This is a genomic window from Plantactinospora sp. CNZ320, assembly GCF_002846275.1.
The window spans coordinates 4,732,827-4,753,750 of record NZ_PJMP01000001.1; the positions used below are offsets into that span (position 1 = coordinate 4,732,827).

At 71.6% G+C, this 20,924-nt stretch carries 18 protein-coding genes, 3 tRNA genes and 1 pseudogene; 16 read left to right on the forward strand and 6 right to left on the reverse strand.

Going from position 1 to position 20,924, the window contains the following annotated elements:
- The first annotated feature begins 69 nt into the window (after window positions 1-69).
- Window positions 70-906, forward strand: a complete 837-nt coding sequence (locus CLT71_RS21050) for a methyltransferase domain-containing protein (protein WP_101368617.1) — start codon at window positions 70-72, stop codon at window positions 904-906.
- 99 nt (window positions 907-1,005) lie between these two features.
- On the opposite strand, the gene CLT71_RS21055 is transcribed toward CLT71_RS21050, so the two are convergent.
- Complete coding sequence (locus tag CLT71_RS21055; RefSeq protein WP_101368618.1) at window positions 1,006-1,854, reverse strand: Rieske (2Fe-2S) protein; 849 nt, start codon at window positions 1,852-1,854, stop codon at window positions 1,006-1,008.
- A gap of 107 nt (window positions 1,855-1,961) precedes the next feature.
- On the opposite strand from CLT71_RS21055, the gene CLT71_RS21060 reads away from it, so the two are divergent.
- The 5 genes from CLT71_RS21060 to CLT71_RS21080 all read left to right on the forward strand — a co-directional run bounded on the left by CLT71_RS21060 (window position 1,962) and on the right by CLT71_RS21080 (window position 5,903).
- Window positions 1,962-3,005, forward strand: coding sequence for an NAD-dependent epimerase/dehydratase family protein (locus CLT71_RS21060; RefSeq protein WP_101368619.1), 1,044 nt, complete (start codon window positions 1,962-1,964; stop codon window positions 3,003-3,005).
- A 16-nt stretch (window positions 3,006-3,021) separates the two neighbouring features.
- Window positions 3,022-3,381: a nuclear transport factor 2 family protein gene (locus CLT71_RS21065; protein WP_101371648.1), complete on the forward strand. Its 360-nt coding sequence runs from the start codon at window positions 3,022-3,024 to the stop codon at window positions 3,379-3,381.
- 95 nt (window positions 3,382-3,476) lie between these two features.
- Entirely contained in the window at window positions 3,477-4,031 is a 555-nt protein-coding gene (locus CLT71_RS21070; RefSeq protein WP_101371649.1) for a ribonuclease FAU-1 family protein, read from the forward strand.
- A gap of 83 nt (window positions 4,032-4,114) precedes the next feature.
- Window positions 4,115-5,086, forward strand: coding sequence for an EamA family transporter (locus CLT71_RS21075; RefSeq protein WP_101368620.1), 972 nt, complete (start codon window positions 4,115-4,117; stop codon window positions 5,084-5,086).
- 49 nt (window positions 5,087-5,135) lie between these two features.
- Entirely contained in the window at window positions 5,136-5,903 is a 768-nt protein-coding gene (locus tag CLT71_RS21080; protein ID WP_101368621.1) for a crotonase/enoyl-CoA hydratase family protein, read from the forward strand.
- Between the two features lie 49 nt (window positions 5,904-5,952).
- Here CLT71_RS21080 and CLT71_RS21085 read toward each other — a convergent pair whose 3' ends face one another.
- The 4 genes from CLT71_RS21085 to CLT71_RS21100 all read right to left on the reverse strand — a co-directional run bounded on the left by CLT71_RS21085 (window position 5,953) and on the right by CLT71_RS21100 (window position 11,125).
- Entirely contained in the window at window positions 5,953-6,549 is a 597-nt protein-coding gene (locus CLT71_RS21085; RefSeq protein ID WP_101368622.1) for a pyridoxamine 5'-phosphate oxidase family protein, read from the reverse strand.
- A gap of 58 nt (window positions 6,550-6,607) precedes the next feature.
- A complete protein-coding gene (locus CLT71_RS21090; RefSeq protein WP_101371650.1) occupies window positions 6,608-8,245 on the reverse strand; it encodes a glycoside hydrolase family 13 protein in 1,638 nt (545 codons plus the stop codon).
- Between the two features lie 407 nt (window positions 8,246-8,652).
- Window positions 8,653-9,654, reverse strand: coding sequence for a LacI family DNA-binding transcriptional regulator (locus CLT71_RS21095; RefSeq protein ID WP_101368623.1), 1,002 nt, complete (start codon window positions 9,652-9,654; stop codon window positions 8,653-8,655).
- A 52-nt stretch (window positions 9,655-9,706) separates the two neighbouring features.
- Entirely contained in the window at window positions 9,707-11,125 is a 1,419-nt protein-coding gene (locus CLT71_RS21100) for a dihydrolipoyl dehydrogenase family protein (protein WP_486483374.1), read from the reverse strand.
- 700 nt (window positions 11,126-11,825) lie between these two features.
- Here CLT71_RS21100 and CLT71_RS21105 point away from each other — a divergent pair.
- The 3 genes from CLT71_RS21105 to CLT71_RS21115 all read left to right on the forward strand — a co-directional run bounded on the left by CLT71_RS21105 (window position 11,826) and on the right by CLT71_RS21115 (window position 15,139).
- The gene (locus tag CLT71_RS21105; RefSeq protein ID WP_101368625.1) at window positions 11,826-13,205 is read left to right on the forward strand and encodes an ABC transporter substrate-binding protein; all 1,380 of its coding nucleotides are present in this window, start codon (window positions 11,826-11,828) and stop codon (window positions 13,203-13,205) included.
- A 77-nt stretch (window positions 13,206-13,282) separates the two neighbouring features.
- On the forward strand, window positions 13,283-14,239 hold the full coding sequence (locus tag CLT71_RS21110) for a carbohydrate ABC transporter permease (protein WP_101368626.1): 957 nt from the start codon (window positions 13,283-13,285) through the stop codon (window positions 14,237-14,239).
- A gap of 12 nt (window positions 14,240-14,251) precedes the next feature.
- Window positions 14,252-15,139 (forward strand): carbohydrate ABC transporter permease, encoded by an 888-nt coding sequence (locus CLT71_RS21115; protein ID WP_101368627.1) that lies wholly within the window; start codon window positions 14,252-14,254, stop codon window positions 15,137-15,139.
- A 12-nt stretch (window positions 15,140-15,151) separates the two neighbouring features.
- Here CLT71_RS21115 and CLT71_RS21120 read toward each other — a convergent pair whose 3' ends face one another.
- Complete coding sequence (locus tag CLT71_RS21120; protein ID WP_101368628.1) at window positions 15,152-16,099, reverse strand: phytoene/squalene synthase family protein; 948 nt, start codon at window positions 16,097-16,099, stop codon at window positions 15,152-15,154.
- Window positions 16,100-16,290: 191 nt separating this feature from the next.
- Between CLT71_RS21120 and crtI the strand changes: the two genes are divergently transcribed.
- The 7 genes and pseudogenes from crtI to CLT71_RS21155 all read left to right on the forward strand — a co-directional run bounded on the left by crtI (window position 16,291) and on the right by CLT71_RS21155 (window position 20,880).
- Window positions 16,291-17,778 (forward strand): phytoene desaturase family protein, encoded by a 1,488-nt coding sequence (crtI, locus tag CLT71_RS21125; protein ID WP_199187671.1) that lies wholly within the window; start codon window positions 16,291-16,293, stop codon window positions 17,776-17,778.
- 113 nt (window positions 17,779-17,891) lie between these two features.
- Window positions 17,892-18,392: pseudogene (idi, locus tag CLT71_RS38140) on the forward strand (isopentenyl-diphosphate Delta-isomerase); the annotation flags it as partial.
- Between the two features lie 175 nt (window positions 18,393-18,567).
- A complete protein-coding gene (locus tag CLT71_RS21135; RefSeq protein ID WP_101368631.1) occupies window positions 18,568-19,494 on the forward strand; it encodes a MerR family transcriptional regulator in 927 nt (308 codons plus the stop codon).
- A 91-nt stretch (window positions 19,495-19,585) separates the two neighbouring features.
- Window positions 19,586-20,377: a polysaccharide deacetylase family protein gene (locus CLT71_RS21140; protein WP_101368632.1), complete on the forward strand. Its 792-nt coding sequence runs from the start codon at window positions 19,586-19,588 to the stop codon at window positions 20,375-20,377.
- Between the two features lie 139 nt (window positions 20,378-20,516).
- Window positions 20,517-20,589 (forward strand) — tRNA-Glu (locus CLT71_RS21145).
- Between the two features lie 37 nt (window positions 20,590-20,626).
- Window positions 20,627-20,703: transfer RNA gene (locus tag CLT71_RS21150), tRNA-Asp, on the forward strand.
- A gap of 103 nt (window positions 20,704-20,806) precedes the next feature.
- Window positions 20,807-20,880, forward strand: a tRNA-Phe gene (locus CLT71_RS21155).
- Window positions 20,881-20,924: the final 44 nt, after the last annotated feature.

Genomic DNA, 20,924 nt, shown 5'->3' on the forward strand with positions numbered 1-20,924 from the left:
CCCCTCCTCCCCTGTCGGACTCATCGACCCCGGTTTCCATAGTGGGCGGCTGCCCATTAGAGTGGGCACATGACCACTATATCGGCTTCGCCCACGCCAGAACCACACCGGCACCGTCGGGCAGCGCAGTCGTTCGGGATCGACCCCGGACGGTACGACGGAACCCGGTCCCCGTACCCCGATGATCTGATCGAGCGGATCGTGGCTGCCAGTCCCGGCACCGACTTCCTCGACGTCGGCTGTGGCACGGGCATCGAGGCCCGCCAGTTCCTGGCCGCCGGCCGCAGGGTGCTCGGCGTCGAGCCCGACCCACGGATGGCCGACTTCGCCCGTGGGACCGGCGTGGAGGTCGAGGTCGCGACCTTCGAGGAGTGGGAGCCAGCCGGGCGCAGCTTCGACGCAATCGTCTCCGGCACCGCCTGGCACTGGGTCGACCCGGTCGGCGGTGCGGCCAAGGCGGCACAGATCCTGCGACCAGGCGGCGTACTCGCCCCGTTCGGGCACGTCTACGAGCTTCCGCCAGCCGTCACCGAGGCCCTCGTCGCGGCGTACCGTCGGGTGGTCCCGGACTCGCCGATCAACCTGGGCGGCCGGCCGGGGACTTCCGCGCTCGACGGGTACCAGGCGCTGTATGCCAGGGCCGCCGACGGAATCCGCGAAGCGGGCGGGTTCGACGAACCGGAACTGTGGCGGTACGACTGGGAACGCTCGTACGGCCGAGACGAGCTGCTCGACCTGGTGGCCACCTCGGGCGGCTTCACCATCCTGGCTCAGCACCAGACGGCGGAGATACTGGCCACGGTGGGCGCGGCGGTCGACGAACTCGGCGACAGTGTCACCGTGCCGCACGCCACCTGGGGACTCACCGCCACCCGCACTGGTCGCCCGCCAAGCCCGGGACAGTAGGCACGACAGGCACGAGGCACGACAGGCGGCAGGCACCAGGCATGACAGGCGGCAGGCGCGAGGCGCGACAGGCACGCGCGGGGCGCGGCTGTCGGCGGTTCAGGGCAGGCGGGTCTGTAGGACGCCGCCGACCACCCGGGTCGGCAGGACCTGCTGGTCGGTGCTGGCCGGGCCGTGCACCACCTCGCCGCCGTCCAGCTCGAACATGCTGCCGTGCCAGGGGCACTTCACGCAGGTACGCCCGTTCTCCCGGACGACCTCACCGGCGCCGAGCGGGCCGCTCTGGTGGGCACAGCGTTCCAGCATCACCGTGACGTCGTCGCCGTCCCGGTAGACGATGACGGCGATGTCGTCGATCCGGCGGGTCAGCAGCTCCTTCTCCGGCAGCGCGGACATGTCTGCCAGCGAATGCCAACCGTCCTCGATCCGGCGCAGGTCCGGCACTGCCTGGTTGACGTTTGCCGCCTGCTTGTAGGCGAGGTGCCCGCCGAGGAACCCGCCGCCACCAGCGGCGGCGAGGCCGAGGTAGCCGAGGGTACGACCCAGGGCGTGCCGGCCGGTCAGCCGGGCGGCCAGCGAGCCGGCGTACATCGCGATGGCGACCCCGTTGGCGAGCGCGTGCACCAGGCCCACCCGCTGCTGCTCCCGGGAGAGGGCTCCCCAGTCGTTCCAGCCGGAGATCGCGGTCGGTACGGCGACTGCCGTACCGACCGCCACCAGGGTGGTGGTGGCCCGCCGCTGGTTGGGCATCAGGTCCAGGACCGCCGTACTGATCCAGGCGCCCAGCGGCACCTGGACCAGCGCCGGATGCAGCGGATGCCCGATCGGGACCCCGTGCAGGATGTCGCGTAGCCGCTGCGGGCGGATCGCCGCGGCGACGATCCGCTGCATGCGTTCCGCTGTCCGGTCCAGGCCGGTTGCCTGCTCAAGTTTCAGGATCGCTCGCACCGACCCGGACTACCCGGCGCGCCGCCGGACAAACCTCACGGCCGAACGAGGAGGTCGGTTATCACCCGGCCGGGTTACCGAGGCGTGGTCCGGGTAGACCGCCCGACATGCGGATCGCGATCACCGGAGCCACCGGCAACGTCGGTACGGCGTTGCTGCGTCGGCTGGCCCGGGAGCCGGACATCGAGGTGATCGGCATCGCCCGGCGCTGCCCGCCGCCGGACGCCGGAGCGCCGTACGACCGGGTGCGGTGGCACGCGGCCGATCTCGGTGACCCCGCCTGCCTGCACTCGCTCGCCGAACGGCTCGCTCGCGTGGACGCGGTGGTACACCTGGCCTGGCAGATCCAACCGAGTCACCAGCGGGCCCGACTGCGCCAGACCAACGTCAACGGCACCCGGCACGTCGTCAACGCGATGCTGGCGGCCGGGGTACCGAAGCTGGTGTACGCCTCGTCGGTCGGGACGTACGCCCCCGGGCCGAAGGACCGGCGGGTCGACGAGAACTGGCCGGTCACCGGCGTCGGGCGATCCGCCTACAGCGTCGACAAGGCGGCCGTGGAGGCGATGCTCGCCGACGCCGAGCGGGACTATCCGGTACTCCGGGTCACCCGGCTGCGTACCGCGCTGGTGCTCCAGCACGACGCCGGAGCCGAGGTCACCCGGTACTTCCTCGGCCGGTTCGCCCCGGTCTCACTGCTCCGCTCGGGGCGGCTGCCGGTGGTACCGAGGCACCGGCGACTCCGGGTCCAGGTGGTGCACGCCGACGACGCCGCCGAGGCGTACCTGCGGGCGTTGCGCAGCGACCGGACCGGTGCGTTCAACATCGCCGCCGAGCCGGTGGTCGACGGGCCGCTGGTCGCGGCGGAACTTGGCGGCTGGGCGGCGCCACTGCCGCTGCCCCTGCTCCGGCTGCTGGCCCGGGCCGCCTGGTGGACCCGGCTGGTGCCGGTGGACGAGGGCTGGCTGGAGATGGGTGCGGCGGTACCGCTGCTGGACTGCTCGCGGGCGGAGCGGGAGTTGGGCTGGCGCCCGCGGCAGGACGCCCGGGTCGCGCTGCGGGAACTGCTCGCCGGCATCGCCACCGGCTCGGGTACGACGAGCCCGCCGCTGCGGCCGACAAAGCGGTTCGCCGGCCGCCCGGCGGCCTGACGTGGTGGAGGGCCTGATGGACCGGACGCGGGTACGGGACTGGATCGTCGGCTACGAACGGGCCTGGCGCTCCCCCGGCACCGAACCGCTCTCCGCGCTCTTCACCCCGGACGCGCGCTACCTGCCGGGGCCGTACCGGCAGCCGGTGCTCGGCCTGCGGGACATCGGCGAGATGTGGGAGGCCGAGCGGGAGGGGCCGGACGAGGAGTTCGAGATGACAAGCGAGATCGTCGCGGTGGACGGCGATGTCGGAGTCGCCCGGATCGAGGTCCGGTACGGCAACGGCGAGGAGTTCCGGGATCTCTGGATCATGACCTTCGCCGGGGACGGCCGGTGCGCGGCGTTCGAGGAGTGGCCCTACTCGCCGCCCTCCTGAGCCACCTGCTGATCTTCATCGTCCCGGCACGAAGCCGCTACCCCGAGGTCCGGTACCGTCGGCCGCGACGACACGGCGCGACGCGGGGGAACGGCATGACGGTCCGGGACGATGGCAAGGCTGATGGCGACGGCAACATCGGTGGCGACGGCGGTGGGCAGGTCCTCGCGGCCGGGCAGCCGGTGACCGTACGACTGGTCAAGGATCCCCGCCCGGACGTGCGCTATCCCGCGTCGGTGGTCTCCGACGACGGCGACCACCTGGTGGTCCGGGCTCCCTGGGGCAAGGATGTCGTCCGGGACATGGGTTTCGTCCAGTTCGTGCCCGGTGACGTCTGGACCGAGCACTACTGGCGGGACCGGTGGTACTCCATAAAGGAGGTGTACGACGCCACCGGCGCCCTCAAGGGCTGGTACTGCGACGTCACCCGGCCGGCGACGGTACGCGACGACGTGCTGGTGGTAGCGGACCTGGACCTCGACCTGTGGGTGTCGGCCGACCGGAGTCAGGTGCTCCGGCTCGACGAGGACGAGTTCGTCGCCAGCGGCCTGCCCGAGCGGGAGCCGGCGACGGCGGCCCGGGCCCGGCAGGCACTCGACGAACTCGTCGCACTGGCCGCCAACGGCTTCGACCTAATCAACGCGCGGTAACCCACTCGCTTCCGGTAACCCACTCGCTTCCCGGGCGGTAACTCGCTCGCTTCCCGGGCCTGCCGGGCCGGAGGATGATCGGCATGTCTGGGACGTACACCTGCGCCGTGGGCCAGCCCGGCCCGGAGCCGGCACCGGCCGGCGTCGGCCGACTCGCCGCCCTGGCCGGGCCGGGCGTGCCGGCGCCGCTGCTGATGCTGCTCGGCATGGTCTCCACACAGGTCGGCGCGGCGATCGCCACCCAACTGTTCCGCACCACCAGCCCCGGCGGTACGACCGCACTGCGGCTCGGCTTCGGCGCCCTGGTGCTGCTCGCGGTGGCCCGGCCGGCGCTTCGGCTCGGCTGGCGCACCGCCGGGCTGGTCGTGGCGTTCGGGGTGGCGATGGCCGGGATGAACCTCGCCTTCTACACCACCCTGCAACGGGTGCCGCTCGGCGTCGCCGTCACCATCGCGTTCACCGGGCCGCTGCTGGTCTCGGTGGTGACCAGCCGTCGTGCCCGGGACCTCGGCTGGGTGGTCCTGGCCGGGCTGGGGGTGGCGCTGCTCGCCGGTCTGCTCGACCTCGGCGCCCTGACCGGCACCGGCTCAGGCTCCGGCGCCCACGGCACGGGCCGGCTCGACGGTACGGCGCTGCTCTACTGCGGGCTGGTCGCGCTGGGCTGGGCCGGTTACGTCGTGTTCGGCAAGGCCGTCAGCACCCGGCTCGGCGGCAGTCAGGGCCTCGCCCTCGGGATGGCGGTCGGGGCGGTCTGCGTACTGCCGTTCGGGGTGGCCGGCAGCGGGTCGGCGCTCTTCGACCCGTGGACCATGGCGCTGGGGCTCGGAGTCGCGCTGCTCTCCTCGGTACTGCCGTACTCGGCCGAGATGGCGGCACTGCGCCGGATGCCGGCCCGGGTCTTCGCGGTACTGCTCAGCCTCGAACCGGCGGTGGCGGCGCTGGTCGGCCTCACCCTGCTGCACGAGACGCTGGGCTGGCCGCAGGTGCTCGGCATCGGCTGTGTCGTCGCCGCCTCGCTGGGTGCGATCACCGGCCGGGCCGGCCGGACCGGCTGACGACAATTGGGGGGTGCGAAGCCGGGTCCCTTGACGGCATCCTTGTTCGGTGGGCGTACGAGTTGAGCAGAGCGGTCCGGTTCGGACGGTCGTACTGTCCCGGCCGGAGACCAGGAACGCGGTGGACGGTCCGACCGCGCGGGAACTGGCCGCCGCGTTCCGGAGCTTCGACGCCGACCGGGACGCCTCGGTCGCGGTGCTCTGGGGCGAGGGCGGCACGTTCTGCTCCGGCGCCGACCTGAAGGCGATCACCACACCGAGCGGCAACCGGGTCGAGCCGGAGGGGGACGGTCCGATGGGCCCGACCCGGATGCGGCTCGGCAAGCCGGTGATCGCCGCCGTCTCCGGGTACGCCGTCGCGGGCGGGCTGGAGTTGGCGCTCTGGTGCGACCTGCGGGTCGCCGAGTCCGACGCAGTCTTCGGGGTGTTCAACCGGCGGTGGGGGGTACCGCTGATCGACGGCGGGACGGTGCGGCTGGCCCGGTTGGTCGGGCAGAGCCGGGCGATGGACCTGATCCTGACCGGCCGGCCCGTACCGGCGCCGGAGGCGTACGAGATGGGACTCGTCAACCGGCTCGTCGAGCCGGGCGAGGCACGGGCCGCCGCCGAGGCGCTGGCCGCCGAGATCGCCGGGTTCCCGCAGACCTGCCTGCGCAACGACCGGCTCTCCATGCTGGCCGCCGCCGGCCGGCCGGAGGAGGAGGCGATGCGCACCGAGTTGGCGTACGGGATGAACTCGCTCGCCACCGACGCCACCGAAGGGGTGGCCCGGTTCACCTCCGGCGAGGGCCGGCACGGGTCGTACTCCGAGGCGTGACGCCCGCCGGGTCGCCGCCCGGTCAGGCCGGCAGGGTCGTCGCCCCCGGTCAGGCCGGCGGCACTGGCAGCGGCGGCAGTGGGAGGGGCAGCGCGGGCAGGGCGTCGATGCTGCTGCCGACGTTCTCCTTGCGCTCGCAGTACGCGGCGAACTCCTCGTCGGTCTTCCGCCCGAAGTACTCGGTGTGCAGCGTCCGCTCCTCGCGGTAGTCCATGAGCGGGATGGAGTAGCCGCAACTGTCGCTGATCCGCCGTGCGGTGACCAGCACGATCGCCCGCAACCCCGGCAGGCCGACCTGCTCCGGGGGAAAGTGCCCGAGCAGTTCCGCCCACCGGGCGTCGTCCCGGAACACCGCCCCGCCCCGGCCGTGCACCCGGACGATCTTCGGCGGGCCCTCGAAGGCGCACCACATGAGCGTGATCCGCTCGTTCTCCCGCAGGTGCGCGATGGTCTCGGCTCCGCTGCCGCCGAAGTCGAGGTATGCCAGGGTCTGCTCGTCGAGCACCGCGAGCGACCCGGCGAGCCCCTTCGGCGAGAGGTTCACGTGCCCGTCGGCGGCGAGCGGAGCGGTCGCCACGAAGAAAACCTTCTGCTGCTCGATGAAGGTGCGCAACCTGCCGTCGATCCGGTCGTACGTCTTCCCCATCCGGCCATCCTCCCCCGTGAGTCCTGGCCCAACCGTAGTCACGCCCGGCCGCGTACCGTCAACTCGCTCCCGCGGTACGCAGCCAGACGGTGGTGTCGGAGGGCAGCAGGTCACCGTCCACCGGCCGGCTGGCCAGCAGGCGGCCCTGATGCGGCGGAAGCTCCACCGGAGCCTCGGAGAGGTTCACCACACAGGCGAACCCGGGATCGCGGGCGAAGGCGAGTACCCCGTCCGGAGCCGGCAGCCAGCGCAGCGTGCCGTCGCCGAGCGCGGGCAGGGTACGCCGGATCCGGATCGCCTCGCGGTACAGCTCCAGCATCGAGTGCGGGTCGTCGGTCTGCGCCTGTACGGTCTGGTCCTTCCAGGCGGCCGGCTGCGGCAGCCAGGGCGGTGCGGCGGCGTCGTCCGGGCTGAACCCGAACGGCGCGGTGTCACCCGACCACGGCAGCGGCACCCGGCAACCGTCCCGACCGGGGTCGACGAATCCGGAGCGCGGATACATCGGGTCCTGCCGCAGTGCCGGTGGGATGTCCTCGACCTCCCAGAGTCCCAGCTCCTCGCCCTGGTAGACGTAGGCGGCGCCGGGCAGGGAGAGCGAGAGCAGCGCGGCTGCCCGGGCCCGCACCGTGCCCAGTTCCAGGTCGGTGTACGTCCCCTCGCGCTTGCTGGCGAAGCTGAACGTGGTGTCGGCCCGGCCGTACCGGGTGACCACCCGGGTCACGTCGTGGTTGGAGAGTACCCAGGTGGCCGGTGCGCCGATCGGAGCGTGCTCGGCGAGGGTGCCGTCGATGCTCTCCCGCAGCTTCGCCGCGTCCCAGGCGCAGGTGAGGAAGTCGAAGTTGAAGGCGGTGTGCAGCTCGTCCGGGCGCAGGTAGTTGGTGAACCGCTGCCGGTCCGGCAGCCACACCTCGCCGATCAACGCGCGCGGCTCGGGATAGCTGTCGGCGATCCGCCGCCAACTCCGGTAGATGTCGTGCACCCCGTCCAGGTCGTGGAACGGGTGCGGCGCACCCTCGACCACCTCGGGCAGGGTGGCGTCCTTGAGCAGCAGCGCCGCCGAGTCGATCCGGATGCCGTCCACACCCCGGTCGAACCAGAACCGGAGGATCTCCTCGAATTCGGCGCGCACCCTCGGGTGGTCCCAGTTGAAATCGGGCTGTTCGGCGGCGAAGAGATGCAGGTACCAGTCGCCGGGGGTGCCGTCGGGGTTGATGGTCCGGGTCCAGGTCTGACCGCCGAACTCGCCGATCCAGTCGGTCGGCGGTTGGTCTCCGTCGGGGCCGCGCCCGGGCCGAAACCAGAACAGGTCCCGTTCCGGCGCGTCAGGCCCGCCGGCCAGTGCTGCCTGGAACCACGGATGCTGGTCGGAGCAGTGGTTGGGCACCAGGTCGGCGATGATCCGCAGGCCCTGCCCGTGTGCCTCGGCGATCAGCTCCTCGACCTCGGCGAGCGTGCCGAAGACCGGCTCGACGGAACGGAAGTCGGAGACGTCGTAGCCGGCGTCGGCCATCGGCGACGGATACCACGGGCCGAACCAGATGGCATCGACGCCCAGCCCGGACAGGTAGCCCAGCCGCTTCCGGATGCCGGCGATGTCGCCGATGCCGTCGCCGTTGTCGTCGGCGAAACTGCGCGGGTAGACCTGGTAGATCACCGCGTCTCGCCACCACCGGCGGTCGCGCTCTGATGTGGACACGAGTACCTGCTTCCTGGATCGGTCCGGTGAGCTCTCCACCGGCACCTGCACGCTGGGCCCGGGGATTTCGGAGTCTGCGGGGACCGCTGGTGTGCCTCGTTTCGTGCCGATGACGATACAAACTCGGTACCGACACCGCAATAATGCGACAGAACTCTGAAAGATGACGACGCCGCATTCCCGCCTCCCGGCAGGTCGCGCGCACCCGGCGAAAGTCACACGGAGCAGGGAGGCGCCGGTCGGCACACTCCGGCAAGCCGGCCCAGCGGGGTGGCGAAAGGATCCGGCGCGGCGAAAAGGGCCGGCCGGGTCAGCGCCCGGGACCGGGTGGGGAAAGTGCGCCGAGGGTCGGCGGAGTCAGTGAGCCAGGGGGTCGGCGGAGTCAGTGAGCCAGGGGGTCGGCGCGGTCAGTGGCCGGGGGCCGGGGCGGTCGATCCGCGTACCACCAGTTCGGGTTCGAAGAGCAGCTCGTCGGTGAGCACCCCGACTCCCTCGATCTGGTTCACCAGCAGGTCCACCGCAGCCTGGCCCATCATCTCGATCGGCTGCCGCACAGTGGTCAGCGGCGGGTCGGTGCAGGTCATCAACGCCGAGTCGTCGAAGCCGACCACCGAGATATCGGCCGGCACCGACCGGCCCAGCCGGCGGGCCGCCCGGATGGTGCCGAGCGCCATCACGTCGCTGGCGCAGATGATCCCGGTGACGCCGCGCTCGATCAGCTTGCTCGCCGCGACCCGGGCACCCTCCATGGAGAAGCTGGACCGCTCGACACACTCTTCGCCGTCGGCCCAACCGGCGACGTTCGCCATCGCGGCCAGCTTCCGGCGGGACGGCACGTGGTCGGCCGGGCCGAGCACCAGACCGATCCGCTCGTGGCCGAGCGACCGCAGGTGCCCGTACGCCTGCTCGACCGCCACCGCGTCGTCGGTCGACACGCACGGGAAGCCCAGCTCGTCGACCCCGGCGTTGACCAGTACCACCGGCAGGCCCCGCTCGGTGAGCCGCCGGTAGTGGTCGTGCGGCGCGTCGGCCAGCGCGTACGAGCCACCGGCGAAGATCACTCCGGAGACCTGGTGGTCGAGCAGCATCTCCACGTAGTCCATCTCGGAGATTCCGCCGATGGTCCGGGCACAGAGCGCCGGGGTGAGCCCGCGCTGGGCCAGTGACCCGGTGACCACCTCGGCCAGGGCCGGGAAGATCGGGTTCTGCAACTCCGGCAGGACCAGCCCGACCAACCGGGCCCGTTCGCCGCGCAGCTTGCTGGGACGCTCGTAACCGAGCACGTCCAGGGCGGTGAGCACGGCGACCCGGGTGCTCTCGGAGACACCGCCCCGGCCGTTGAGCACCCGGCTCACCGTGGCCTCGCTGACCCCGGCCTTCCGGGCCACCTCGGTGAGTCTTCTGGTCACGGCCGCGATAGTACGACAGGTACTTGAAAAAACCGAACCAAAGTTCGCCGGCCTACTGCAACAGCCCGCGTACCGCTGTCTCGATCGCGCGGTGGAAGGTCGGATAGGCGTAGATCATCCCTGCCAGTGTCGTCACCGGCACCTCGGCGTGTACGGCCACCGCCAGCGCGCTGAGCACCTCGCCGCCGACCGGCCCGGCCGAGGTCGCACCGACCAGTACGCCCCGGTCGGCGTCGGCGACCAGCTTGATGAAGCCCTCGTCGCCGACCTGGTGGATCCAGCCCCGGCTGGACTCGCCGAGCGGTGTGCAGGAGGTCCGCACGTTGAGCCCCCGGTCCCGCGCCTGCCGCTCGGTCAGCCCGACAGCGCCCACCTCGGGATCGGTGAAGGTGACCCGGGGAAGTGCCCGGTAGTCCGCCCGCGGCCCGTCGCCGGTCGTGCCGTCGTGCACGCCGGCCCGGCCCAGGATGTCGGCGACCGCGATCCCGGCCTGGTACATCGCCACGTGGGTGAAGGCGCCGTGCCCGGTCAGGTCGCCGACCGCCCAGATCCCGTCGCCGGCCCGCATCCGGTCGTCCGTCTCGACGAACCGTGCCGTCGGGTCCAGCCCGACGGTCTCCAGGCCGAGCGTGTCGAGTACGGCCCGCCGGCCGGTGGCCACCAGCAGCCGCTCGCCCCGGAGCTGGTCACCGTCGGCCAGGTGCACAGTGAAGCCGCTGTCGTCGTGCTCCACCCGTTCGGCCCGGGCCCCGGTGTGCACGGTCACCCCGTCCGCGCGCAGCGCCGCGGCGACCCGCTCGGACGACTCCGGCTCCTCCTGGGCGAGTACCCGCTCGCCCGCCTCCACCATGCCGACCCGGACGCCGAACCGGGCGAGGACCTGGGCCACCTCGGCGCCGATCGCCCCGCCACCGAGGATCACCACCGAGCCGGGCAGCTCGGCCAGCTCCATCGCCTCCCGGTTGGTCCAGTACGGCGTGCCGGCCAGCCCGGGCACCGGCGGGATCACCGGGGTGGTGCCGGTACCCAGCACCACGCCGACCCGGGCCCGGAACGTCTCGTCGCCGACCCTGACCAGGCCGGGCCCGACCAGCCGGCCGGAGCCCCGGACGAACCGGCCGCCCCTGGCGGTGAACCGCTCCACCCCGGCGTCGTCGGTCCAGCCGGCGGTGGCCTCCTCGCGGATCCGCTTGGCCACGATGCCCCAGTCCGGCACGACCCGGGCCTGCCCGGCCAGATGGTCGACCCGGCGCGCCTCGGCCAGCGCGTTGGCGGCCCTGATCATGATCTTGCTGGGCACGCAGCCCCAGAACGGACACTCGCCGCCGACGAGGTCGCGCTCGATGCCGACGACCGAGAGGCCTGCGGCGGCGAGCCGGTTGGCGGTCTCCTCACCGCCCACGCCCAGCCCGACCACCACCACGTCGACCTCCGCGGTTACGTCCGTGGTCGCGCCCTCGTCGGTCCTCACGTGTCTCCGTTCCAGTTCAGCCATACCGCCAGCTTTCCCGATCCGTCCCCGGCCGGCCAGGTGGATCGGATCACCCGGCGTACCCGGGTCGGGGCTTACCCTGCGGTTGCCCGAGCTGCGCGGGCTCGCCGCTGCGTGGCCGGGACCTCGACCGGGCGGTACGTGGCCTCGGCGGAGGCTGGTCGGCAACCGCGTGGGTGACCGGCAGCGGAGCCGGGGCTAGTCGGCGCGGAGACTGTCGAGCTGGGTGCACAGGCGGGGCACGGAAGCCGGGTCGCCGACGGCACGACGCGGCTCGGGCCGACCGCCCGGGCGAGACCGGGGTTCGGGCAGCCCGTGGGGTGGTTGCACAAGCGGGGCAGCTCGACAGTCTCCTCGGCGAGGATCCTTACCCCGCACCCGACCCGACGTCCGATCGGCAGCTCGGAGATACCCCGGGAGCACCGGGTCACCCGATCAACCTTCACGCCCCAAGCAACCCGTTGTCACTATCTGCCGTAATCAAGTCGTGTCTTTGCAACAGACGATCGCCATCTTGCTGGAATGAGTTCATCTCGCTACAGTGACCGCACTCACACACGACGCCACCCAGCTCCAGGGCCTGGTCACACGGCGGATGCGGACCAGCCTCAGGACACCGCCACGGTGACGATCCCGCGGATCAGCACAGGCCATGGAGACACCCCGAAGGGATGGACAGATGTCCGTACCGCAGTACCGGAAGGCCGCGGCGCTGGCGCTCGTGGCCGGCCTGGGACTCAGCCTCACGGCATGCTCCACCAAGAGCGACGACGGCGACTCGAACGCCGGTGGCAAGGTCACCATCACCGTCGACTGCCAGCCGGTCGGCTCCCAGAAGGAGCTGCTGCAGAACTGGAACGCCGACGTCGCCGAGTTCCAGCGGCAGAACCCCGACATCGTCATCAAGAGCGTGAGCGTCGGCGAGCAGTGCAACAACCCGCCGGACTTCACCGCCCGGCTCGCCGGCGGCACCGTGACCGACGTCTTCTACGGGTACATGACCGACCTGCAGCAGGTGCTGGACTCCGGTCAGGCGATGGACATCAACGAGTACGCCAACAAGGAGACCGTACCGACCTGGGACAGCGTCGACCCGGCACTCAAGGAGGTCTTCACCGACGGCGGCAAGCTCTACGCCGTACCGGTGAAGAACTACTCGATGGGGCTGGTCTACAACAAGGCGCTCTTCCAGCAGGCCGGGCTGGACGTGAACAACCCGCCGAAGACCTGGGCCGACGTCCGGGCCGCCGCCAAGAAGATCGCGGCGCTCGGCAACGGCATCGCCGGGTACTCCGAATACAGCGCCGGCAACACCGGCGGCTGGCACTTCACCGCGCTGCTCTACTCGCAGGGCGGCCAGGTCCTCACCCCGGACGGCAAGAAGGCCGACTTCAACAACCCGATGGGCCGGCAGGTCCTGCAGAACCTCAAGGACATGCGGTACGGCGACAACAGCATGGGCGCCCGCCAACTGCTCCAGTGGGGTGACCTGCTTACCAACGCCGCCGCCGGCAAGGTCGGCATGTTCATCGGCGCACCCGACTCCACCCAGGCGATCGTCAGCCAGTTCCAGGGGAAGTTCCAGGACTGGGCGATGGCGCCGATGCCCGGCCAGGATGGCGCCGCCAAGGGGACGCTCGGCGGCGGCGAGGGCTACTTCTTCAAGAAGGGCCTCACCCCGGAGCAGGTGAAGGCCGGTCTGAAGTGGATCGCGTACCAGAAGCTGACCCCGGGCAAGGGCCAGTTCGACTACGTACGCGCCAAGCCGCAGAACTACCCGGTCGGGCTGCCGCAGCCGCTGCTCTTCAGCAACGGCAGCGAGGCGCAGAAGCAGGAACTCGAACTGCGCAAGGCGAACGCCAACCTCGACACCGCCAACTTCGCGCTCTTCGAGGCCGCCCCGGTCCCGATCAAGGGGGAACCGCGCAACGCCCAGGCGATCTACGCGGTGCTCGACGCGGCGATGTCCGGGGTGCTGACCAACCCGAACGCGAACGTCGACGCGCTGCTCAAGACGGCCGAGGACAAGGTGAACCAGCTCCTGGCCGCCGAGAGCTGATCCCACCGGGGTGGGGGCCGGCGCAACCGGTCCCCACCCTCGCGCCGCACCGTACGGTCACCGACTTGGGAGTTGCCTTGGCGATCACCACTGCCCCGGGTACCACCAGACCGGGTCGCCCCGCCCGGCCGTACCCGGCACCGCCACGGCCCAGCAGCGGCCTCGGCCGGAAGATCCGGGACAACCTCACCGGGCACGCGTTCCTGATCGGCGCGGTGGTCTGCTTCGCCGTCTTCTCCTGGTACCCGATGATCCGCGGCATCGTGATGAGCTTCCAGCGCACCCGGCGGGGCGAGACGACCTGGGTGGGCTGGGACAACTACCTGCGGATCCTCGACGACCCGAGCTTCTGGCCGGCCTGGCGGAACACCCTCTACTTCACGGTGCTGGCGCTGGTGGTCGGGTACGCGGTGCCGTTCTTCGTGGCGATCCTGCTCAACGAGTTCCGGCACGCCAAGGGGTACCTGCGGATCCTGGTCTACCTGCCGGTGATGCTCCCGCCGGCCTCGGCACTCTTCCTCTTCAAGTACTACGCCTACGACCCCAGCGAGGCCGGACTCTTCAACGCGGTCCTCGCCGCGCTGCACCTGCCGACCTCGGAGTGGATGCAGTCGCCGCAGATGACGATGCCGGCGATGGTGATCGCCTCGACCTGGATGAACATGGGCAGTGCGGTGCTGATCTATCTCGCGGCGTTGCAGAACATCCCCGGCGACCTCTACGAGGCGGCCGAGCTGGACGGCGCCGGGATCTGGCGGCGGATCGTCAACGTGACCATCCCGCAGACCCGGCTGATCCTGCTGCTGCTGGCGATGCTCCAGATCGTCGCCACCATGCAGCTCTTCATCGAGCCGCTGATCCTGGCCAACGGTGCGGGCGCGGAGGACTCGGCGACCTCGGTGGCGTACCTCATCTACCAGCACGGGTTCTTCCAGAACGACCTCAACGGCGCCGCCGCGCTCGGCGTGATCATGCTCGTGGGACTGGCCGGCTTCTCCGCCGTCTACGCCCGGCTGACCACGAAACAGGACTAGGACAGGCGAGACATGGCACAGGACTCCGGCACCCGGACCCTCATCTCCCCCGCCCAGCTCCGCCGGGGACGCGGCAGGATCGTCTACTGGACGCTGCTCACCGTCGTCGTCGTGGTCTTCACGCTGGTCTTCCTCGGCCCGCTCTACTGGATGGTCACCGGGGCGCTCAAGTCCGGCCAGGAGATCGCGCAGACCCCGCCGACGCTCTTTCCGCGCGATCCGCAGCCGCAGAACTACGTCGACGCGTGGCACAACCTGGACCTGGCGAAGCTGCTCTTCAACACGTTCTACTACGCGGCCGGGGCGCTGCTGTTCCAGCTCGTCCTGGACACCGCGGCGGCGTACTCGCTGTCGAAGCTGCGGCCGGTCTTCGGCAACGCGATCCTCGGCCTGATGCTGGCGACCCTGATGATCCCGGCGATGGTCCTGATCGTGCCGCAGTACGTGACCGTGATCGACCTGCCGATCCTGCACATCAACCTGCTCGACTCGCCGTTCGCGATCTGGCTGCCGCTGGTGGCGAACGCCTTCAACATCTTCCTGCTGAAGCGCTTCTTCGACTCGATCCCCGAGGACCTGATGGCGGCGGCGATGATGGACGGCGCGACGCCACTGCGCACGCTCTGGTCGATCATCCTGCCGATGTCCCGCCCCATCCTCGGGGTGGTCTCCATCTTCGCCGTGACGGCGGTCTGGAAGGACTTCCTCTGGCCGAAGCTGGTGATGCCGTCACCGGAGACCCGTACGGTGAGCGTCGGCATCTACGCCTTCGCCGGCGGTACCCCGATGAACGTCGTGATCGCCGCATCGGTGATCGCCGCGATACCGACCGTGGTCATCTTCCTGATCTTCCAGCGGAACATCATGTCCGGCCTCACCACCGGCAGCATCAAGGGCTGATTCCCGGGACCGTCAGGGGATGGCCAGTCGCTCCGGCACGCCGCGAGCGGTCCGGCGGGGCGCACCCGGGGCCACCACCGGAGTACCGGTCCGGGTCACCAGGGCCCGGGCGGCGACGGCGGCCCGACGGCGGCGTGGCACCACCGCCCGGCCGGCGAAGACGTCGTACCCGGCAGCGACCACCTCGTCGAGGATGCCGCCGTAGAGCAGGTAGGCGGTGCGGATGCAGGACTGCGAGGCGGGGGCGAGCAGGGGCACCCCGGGCGCCGCGGCGAGGTAGTGCTCCCGGGCGCGGCTCACCTCGTACTCGATCAGTTGCCGGATCGGCGCGGTGGCCTGCCCCCGTCGGGCGGCGGCGACCAGGTCGGCCGGGGTGACCCCGAACCTCGCCAGGTCCTCGGCGGGCAGGTAGACCCGGCCCCGGTCCAGGTCCTCGGCGACGTCCCGGATGAAGTTGGTGAGCTGGAAGGCGAAGCCGAGCTGCCGGGCCGGCTCCCGGGCGGCGGCCGGGTCGGCGCTGCCCAGGATCGGCAGCATCATCGTGCCGATCGCCGCCGCCGAGCCGTCCATGTAGTCGAGCAGGTCGGTGTAGCGGGGGTAGCTGGTCACGGTCAGGTCCATCGACATGCTGCGCAGGAACGCCGCGAAGTCCGCCCGGTCGAGGTCGAAGACCGCGATGGTGTGCAGCACGGCCGGCAGCAGCGGATCGTTCACCGGCTCGCCGCGCAACCCGGCGAGGAACCGGTCCGACCAGTCGGCCAGCCGGGCGGACCGGACCGGGGTCGGGAGTTCCTCGGTCCGGTCCACGATCTCGTCGGCGTACCGGGTGAAGCCGTAGAGGGCGTGCACGTGCCGTCGTTTCCAGGCGGGCAGCAGCCTGGTCGCGAGATAGTAGGTCCGGCCGTGCCGTTTGTGCAGCTCACGGCAACGTTCATAGGACTCGCCGAGACTGTTGTCCACCGGTCCTCCCAGGGAATCGACGCACCAATCGACGCAACTCGTAGCTCCAGGGTACGCTCGACCGGCCCTCCGGTGGGCGGTTCGCGGCCCACCCGGGTGTCAACAAGGGATCTTTCAGCTACAAAAACGGAAGAAGGATGCCTTCGGCGGCCTGGGGCGTAAGGATGATGGTCGATCCAGGAGGTGATCGGGTGCGAACCGTGGGTGGACGGACCGACCGGGTGGTGGTGGTCGGCGCCGGGCTGGGCGGCCTCGCCTGCGCCCTGCACCTGGCCGGGGCCGGACGGCAGGTCACCGTGCTGGAACGCGAGGCCGTGCCGGGCGGCCGCGCCGGCCGGCTCACCCTCGACGGCTACGAGTTCGACACCGGCCCGACCGTGCTGACCATGCCCGACCTGATCGCCGAGGCGCTCGGTGCCGTCGGCGAGGAGCTGACGGACTGGCTCGACCTCGTCCCGCTCGAACCGGCGTACCGGGCGCACTATCCGGACGGGTCCACCCTGGACGTCGTCACCGACACGGCCGGGATGGCCGGGGAGATCGCCCGGGTCTGCGGCCCCCGGGAGGCCGACGGCTACCTGCGGTTCGTCGACTACGCCCGCCGGCTCTGGCAGCTCGAACGCGCCGACTTCATCGACCGCAACCTGGACCGCCCCACCGATCTGCTCACCGGCAACCTGCTGCGACTGGTGGCCGCCGGTGCGTTCCGACGGCTGCAAACCAAGATCGACCAATTCTTCGCCGACCCACGTACCCGGCGGATCTTCTCCTTCCAGGCGATGTACGCCGGGCTCGCCCCGCACGACGCGCTCGCCATCTACACGGTGATCTCCTACCTCGACTCGGTCGCCGGGGTCTACTTCCCGCGCGGCGGCATCCACGCCGTCTCCCGGGCCCTGGCCGGCGCCGCCGAGAAGCACGGTGTGCGGATCCGGTACGGCAGCACCGTCGAGCGGGTGGAGACCTCCGCCGGCCGGGCCACCGGGGTACGCACCACCGACGGGTCGTTCGTCCCCGCCGACGTGGTGGTACTCAACCCCGACCTGCCGGTGGCATACCGTGACCTGCTGCCCGACGGTGCGCCGCCGCGCCGGCTGCAATACTCGCCGTCCTGCGTCGTACTGCACGTCGGCGCCCGGCAGGGCTACCGGGGCATCGCCCACCACAACATCCACTTCGGGCGGGCCTGGCGGCGTACCTTCGACGAGGTGATCCGGCGCGGCGAGCTGATGTCGGACCCGTCGCTGCTGGTCACCAACCCGAGCCGGACCGACCCGTCGACCGCACCTGCCGACCGGCACGGCTACTACGTGCTCGCCCCGGTGCCCAACCTCGACCGTGGCGCCGGGCTGGACTGGCGCGGCGACCTGCCCCGGCGGTACGCGGACGAGCTGCTGGCCACCCTGGAACGCCGGGGCTACGTCGGGCTGGCCGACAGCGTCGAGGTACTCCGGATCGTCACCCCGGCCGACTGGGCCGACGCGGGGATGGCCGCCGGTACGCCGTTCGCGGCCGCGCACAGCCTGTGGCAGACCGGCCCGTTCCGCCCCGGTAACCTGCACCGCAGCCTGTCGAACGTGGTGTTCGTGGGTTCCGGCACACAGCCCGGGGTGGGTGTGCCTATGGTGATGATCTCCGGGAAGCTCGCCGCCGCCCGGGTGACTGGAGATGGCCGATGACAGCCGACCGCGACACGCCGGGCCGGAGTGCCCCCGCGCACCGGCCCGAGGAGGCGGACGAGGGCGGGTCCGCCGCCGGGGAGCGGGGCCGCCCGACCGACCGGGAACGGCACCTGGTGGAACTCGTCGACGAGGCAGGCGCCCCGCTCGGTGCCCGTACCGTCGACGAGGCGCACCGGCCGCCGGGCGAGCTGCACCGGGCCTTCTCGGTACTGCTGGTCGACCCGGCCGGCCGGATCCTGCTCCAGCGGCGGGCCGCCGCCAAGACCCGGTTCCCGCTGCGCTGGGCCAACACCTGCTGCGGACATCCGGAGCCCGGCCAGTCGCTCGACACCGCCGCCGGCCGGCGGCTGCGCGAGGAACTCGGCATCGAGGCGGTACCGCTGACCGAGGTCGGCGTCTATCTCTACCGGGCCGAGGACCCCGGTACCGGCCGGGTCGAGTACGAGTACGACCACGTGCTCCGGGGCGACTTCGCCGCCGACGGCCCGGTGCTGCCCGACCCGGACGAGGTGGCCGAGCTGCGCTGGGTACATCCCGACGAGTTGCGGGCCGGGCTCGACGCCGACCCGGAGGCGTACGCGCCGTGGCTGGGTGGGGTGCTCAGCCGGCTGACCGGCGTACCGGCCCAGTCGTCCTCCGCCGGTGGTACGCCGTCGGGTTCTGCCGGTACGCCGTCCGGTTCCGCCGGTACGCCGTCCGGGCCACCGCGCCGGTCGGGCAATCGCGGCCGGTGGGAGCAGGTCACGGCCCCCACGGGTCAGGAGGAGAACCCGGCGGAGCGGTCGGGTGGCCGATGACGCCCTGAGCGCCGGTGCTGTCGCACGGCGGCTCGGCATCGCCGTCACCACGCTGCGGAGCTGGCACCGGCGGTACGGGCTGGGTCCGAGCCGGCACATGCCGGGTCAGCACCGGCGGTACAGCGTCGAGGACCTCGACCGGCTGGACGTGATGCGGCGACTGACCGCCGAGGGGATTCCTCCGGCCGAGGCGGCGCACTGGGCGCGCCGGGGCGGCGTACCCGCGAAGGAGCCGGACCGGGACGGGCCGGAGCCGGGGCGGGCCGGTGGCGGCACGGTGATCGCGGTGGGCCGGGCCGGGCCGGCTGCCCGGGGCCTGGCGCGGGCGGCGATGCGACTCGACCTGCTGGCGATGCGGGCCGGCATCAGCTCGGCGATCGAGGCCGACGGCGTCGTCGCCGCCTGGGACCGGGTACTCCGGCCGGTGCTGGCGGGCATCGGTGAACGGCACGCCGCCAGCGCGGCGTTCGTCGAGGTGGAGCACCTGCTGTCCCGCTGCGTGTCGGAGGCACTGGCGGCGGTGCCCCGGCCGCCGGCCGGCGCGTCGCCACCCCGGATCCTGCTCGCCTGCGCCGACGAGGAGCAGCACAGCCTGCCGCTGGAGGCGCTCGCCGCCGCGCTCGCCGAGGCCGGGGTGCACTGCCGGCTGCTCGGTGCGCGGGTACCGGTGCCGGCCCTGGTCGAGGCCGTGGCGCGGACCGCCCCGCAGGCGGTGGTGGTCTGGTCGCACCTGGCGGCGACCGGCGACCCGGCCCAGCTCGACGCGGTGCGGGCCGGCCCCTGGTCGCCGCCGCTGCTGGCCGCCGCCGGGCCCGGCTGGCCGTCCGAGCCGCTGCCCGCCGGGGTACGCCGGCCGGCGACGCTGGCCGAGGCGGTGGCGATGCTACGGGACGTACCCGGATCTTCGGTGCGCTGACTCGGCTACCGAGCATTCGGGACATCGCCCCCGTGCGCACTTCCGCTAACGTGGGGCAGCCGTAACCCGAAACCCCCTCGGGAGCCGCCCGATGACCCGACGTACGGCGCTCGCCGCCGTCCTCGTCCTGCTGGTGCTGCTGTCCACCGCGTGCGCCAACCAGCAACCGGCGCCGGCCAGGTCACCGCTGCCCTATCCGCCGATTCCCCAGGTGACCGCGACGGCGACCCCCGCACCGACCCAGTCGCCGGCCAAGCCGAGCCGGAAGAAGCCGGCCCCTCGGGGCACCGTCGGCCCGCTGAACACCCAACGGCTGACCGGGGTACGCGGAGTTGCGCTGACCTTCGACGACGGTCCACATCCACAGTGGACGCCGAAGGTGCTCGACCAGCTCCGCCGGGCCGGGGTCCGGGCCACCTTCTGCGTGGTGGGGGTGAAGGTCCGCAAGTACCCGGCGCTGGTACGGCGGATCGTGCGCGAGGGTCACACGCTCTGCAACCACAGTTGGCAGCACGACCTGAAGCTGGGTACCCGCAACGCGGCGCAGATCCGGGCCGACCTGCGCCGGACCAACCAGGAGATCCAGCGGGCGGTACCGGGGGCCAAGGTGCGGCACTACCGGCAACCCGGCGGCAAGTGGACCCCGGCCGTGGTAGCGGTCTCCCGGGACCTCGGCATGAAACCGCTGCACTGGGACGTCGACCCGGTGGACTGGGACGACACCAGCAGCGCGGAGATCAGCCGACGGGTGGCCGCCCAGTCCCGGCCGGGCTCGATCGTGCTGCTGCACGACGGTGGTGGTGATCGAAGTCGCACTCTCGGCGCCTGTCCCGAGGTGATCAGCTCACTGAAGCGGAAGTACGGGATAACCAGGCTGAGGTGAAGCGCTTTTGGGGGCTTTTGTCCGGATGGCAATACCGGTTTGGTCGGGCGGCTGGCCATCACGTATGCTTTCGGAGCCTCCGGCGGGGCCGGATGGGAGCACAGCCGCTGAAGTTGTCATGTGCAATGATGGCGGGGCCGCCCTCATCGTCTAGCGGCCCAGGACGCCGCCCTTTCAAGGCGGTAGCACGGGTTCGAATCCCGTTGGGGGCACGACCCCGGCTCCGGCCGGGGACAGCAGTAAGAGCAAGGTCCTGTGGAGCAGTTGGAGTGCTCGCCGCCCTGTCAAGGCGGAGGTCGCGGGTTCAAGTCCCGTCAGGACCGCCAGCGCCGCTCGCCGCGCGTACCAACGCGCGGCGGTCTGCGTTTCGGCCCGGATGATCGGGACGGCAGCGGGTAGGCCGAACCGATAACATGTGCCGAGTAACCCGGCCAGGTAGCTCAGTTGGTACGAGCGTCCGACTGAAAATCGGAAGGTCGGCGGTTCGACCCCGCCCCTGGCCACATAGCCTTTCGCCGGGCTATCAGAGCGGTCCCCCCAGCGGCAA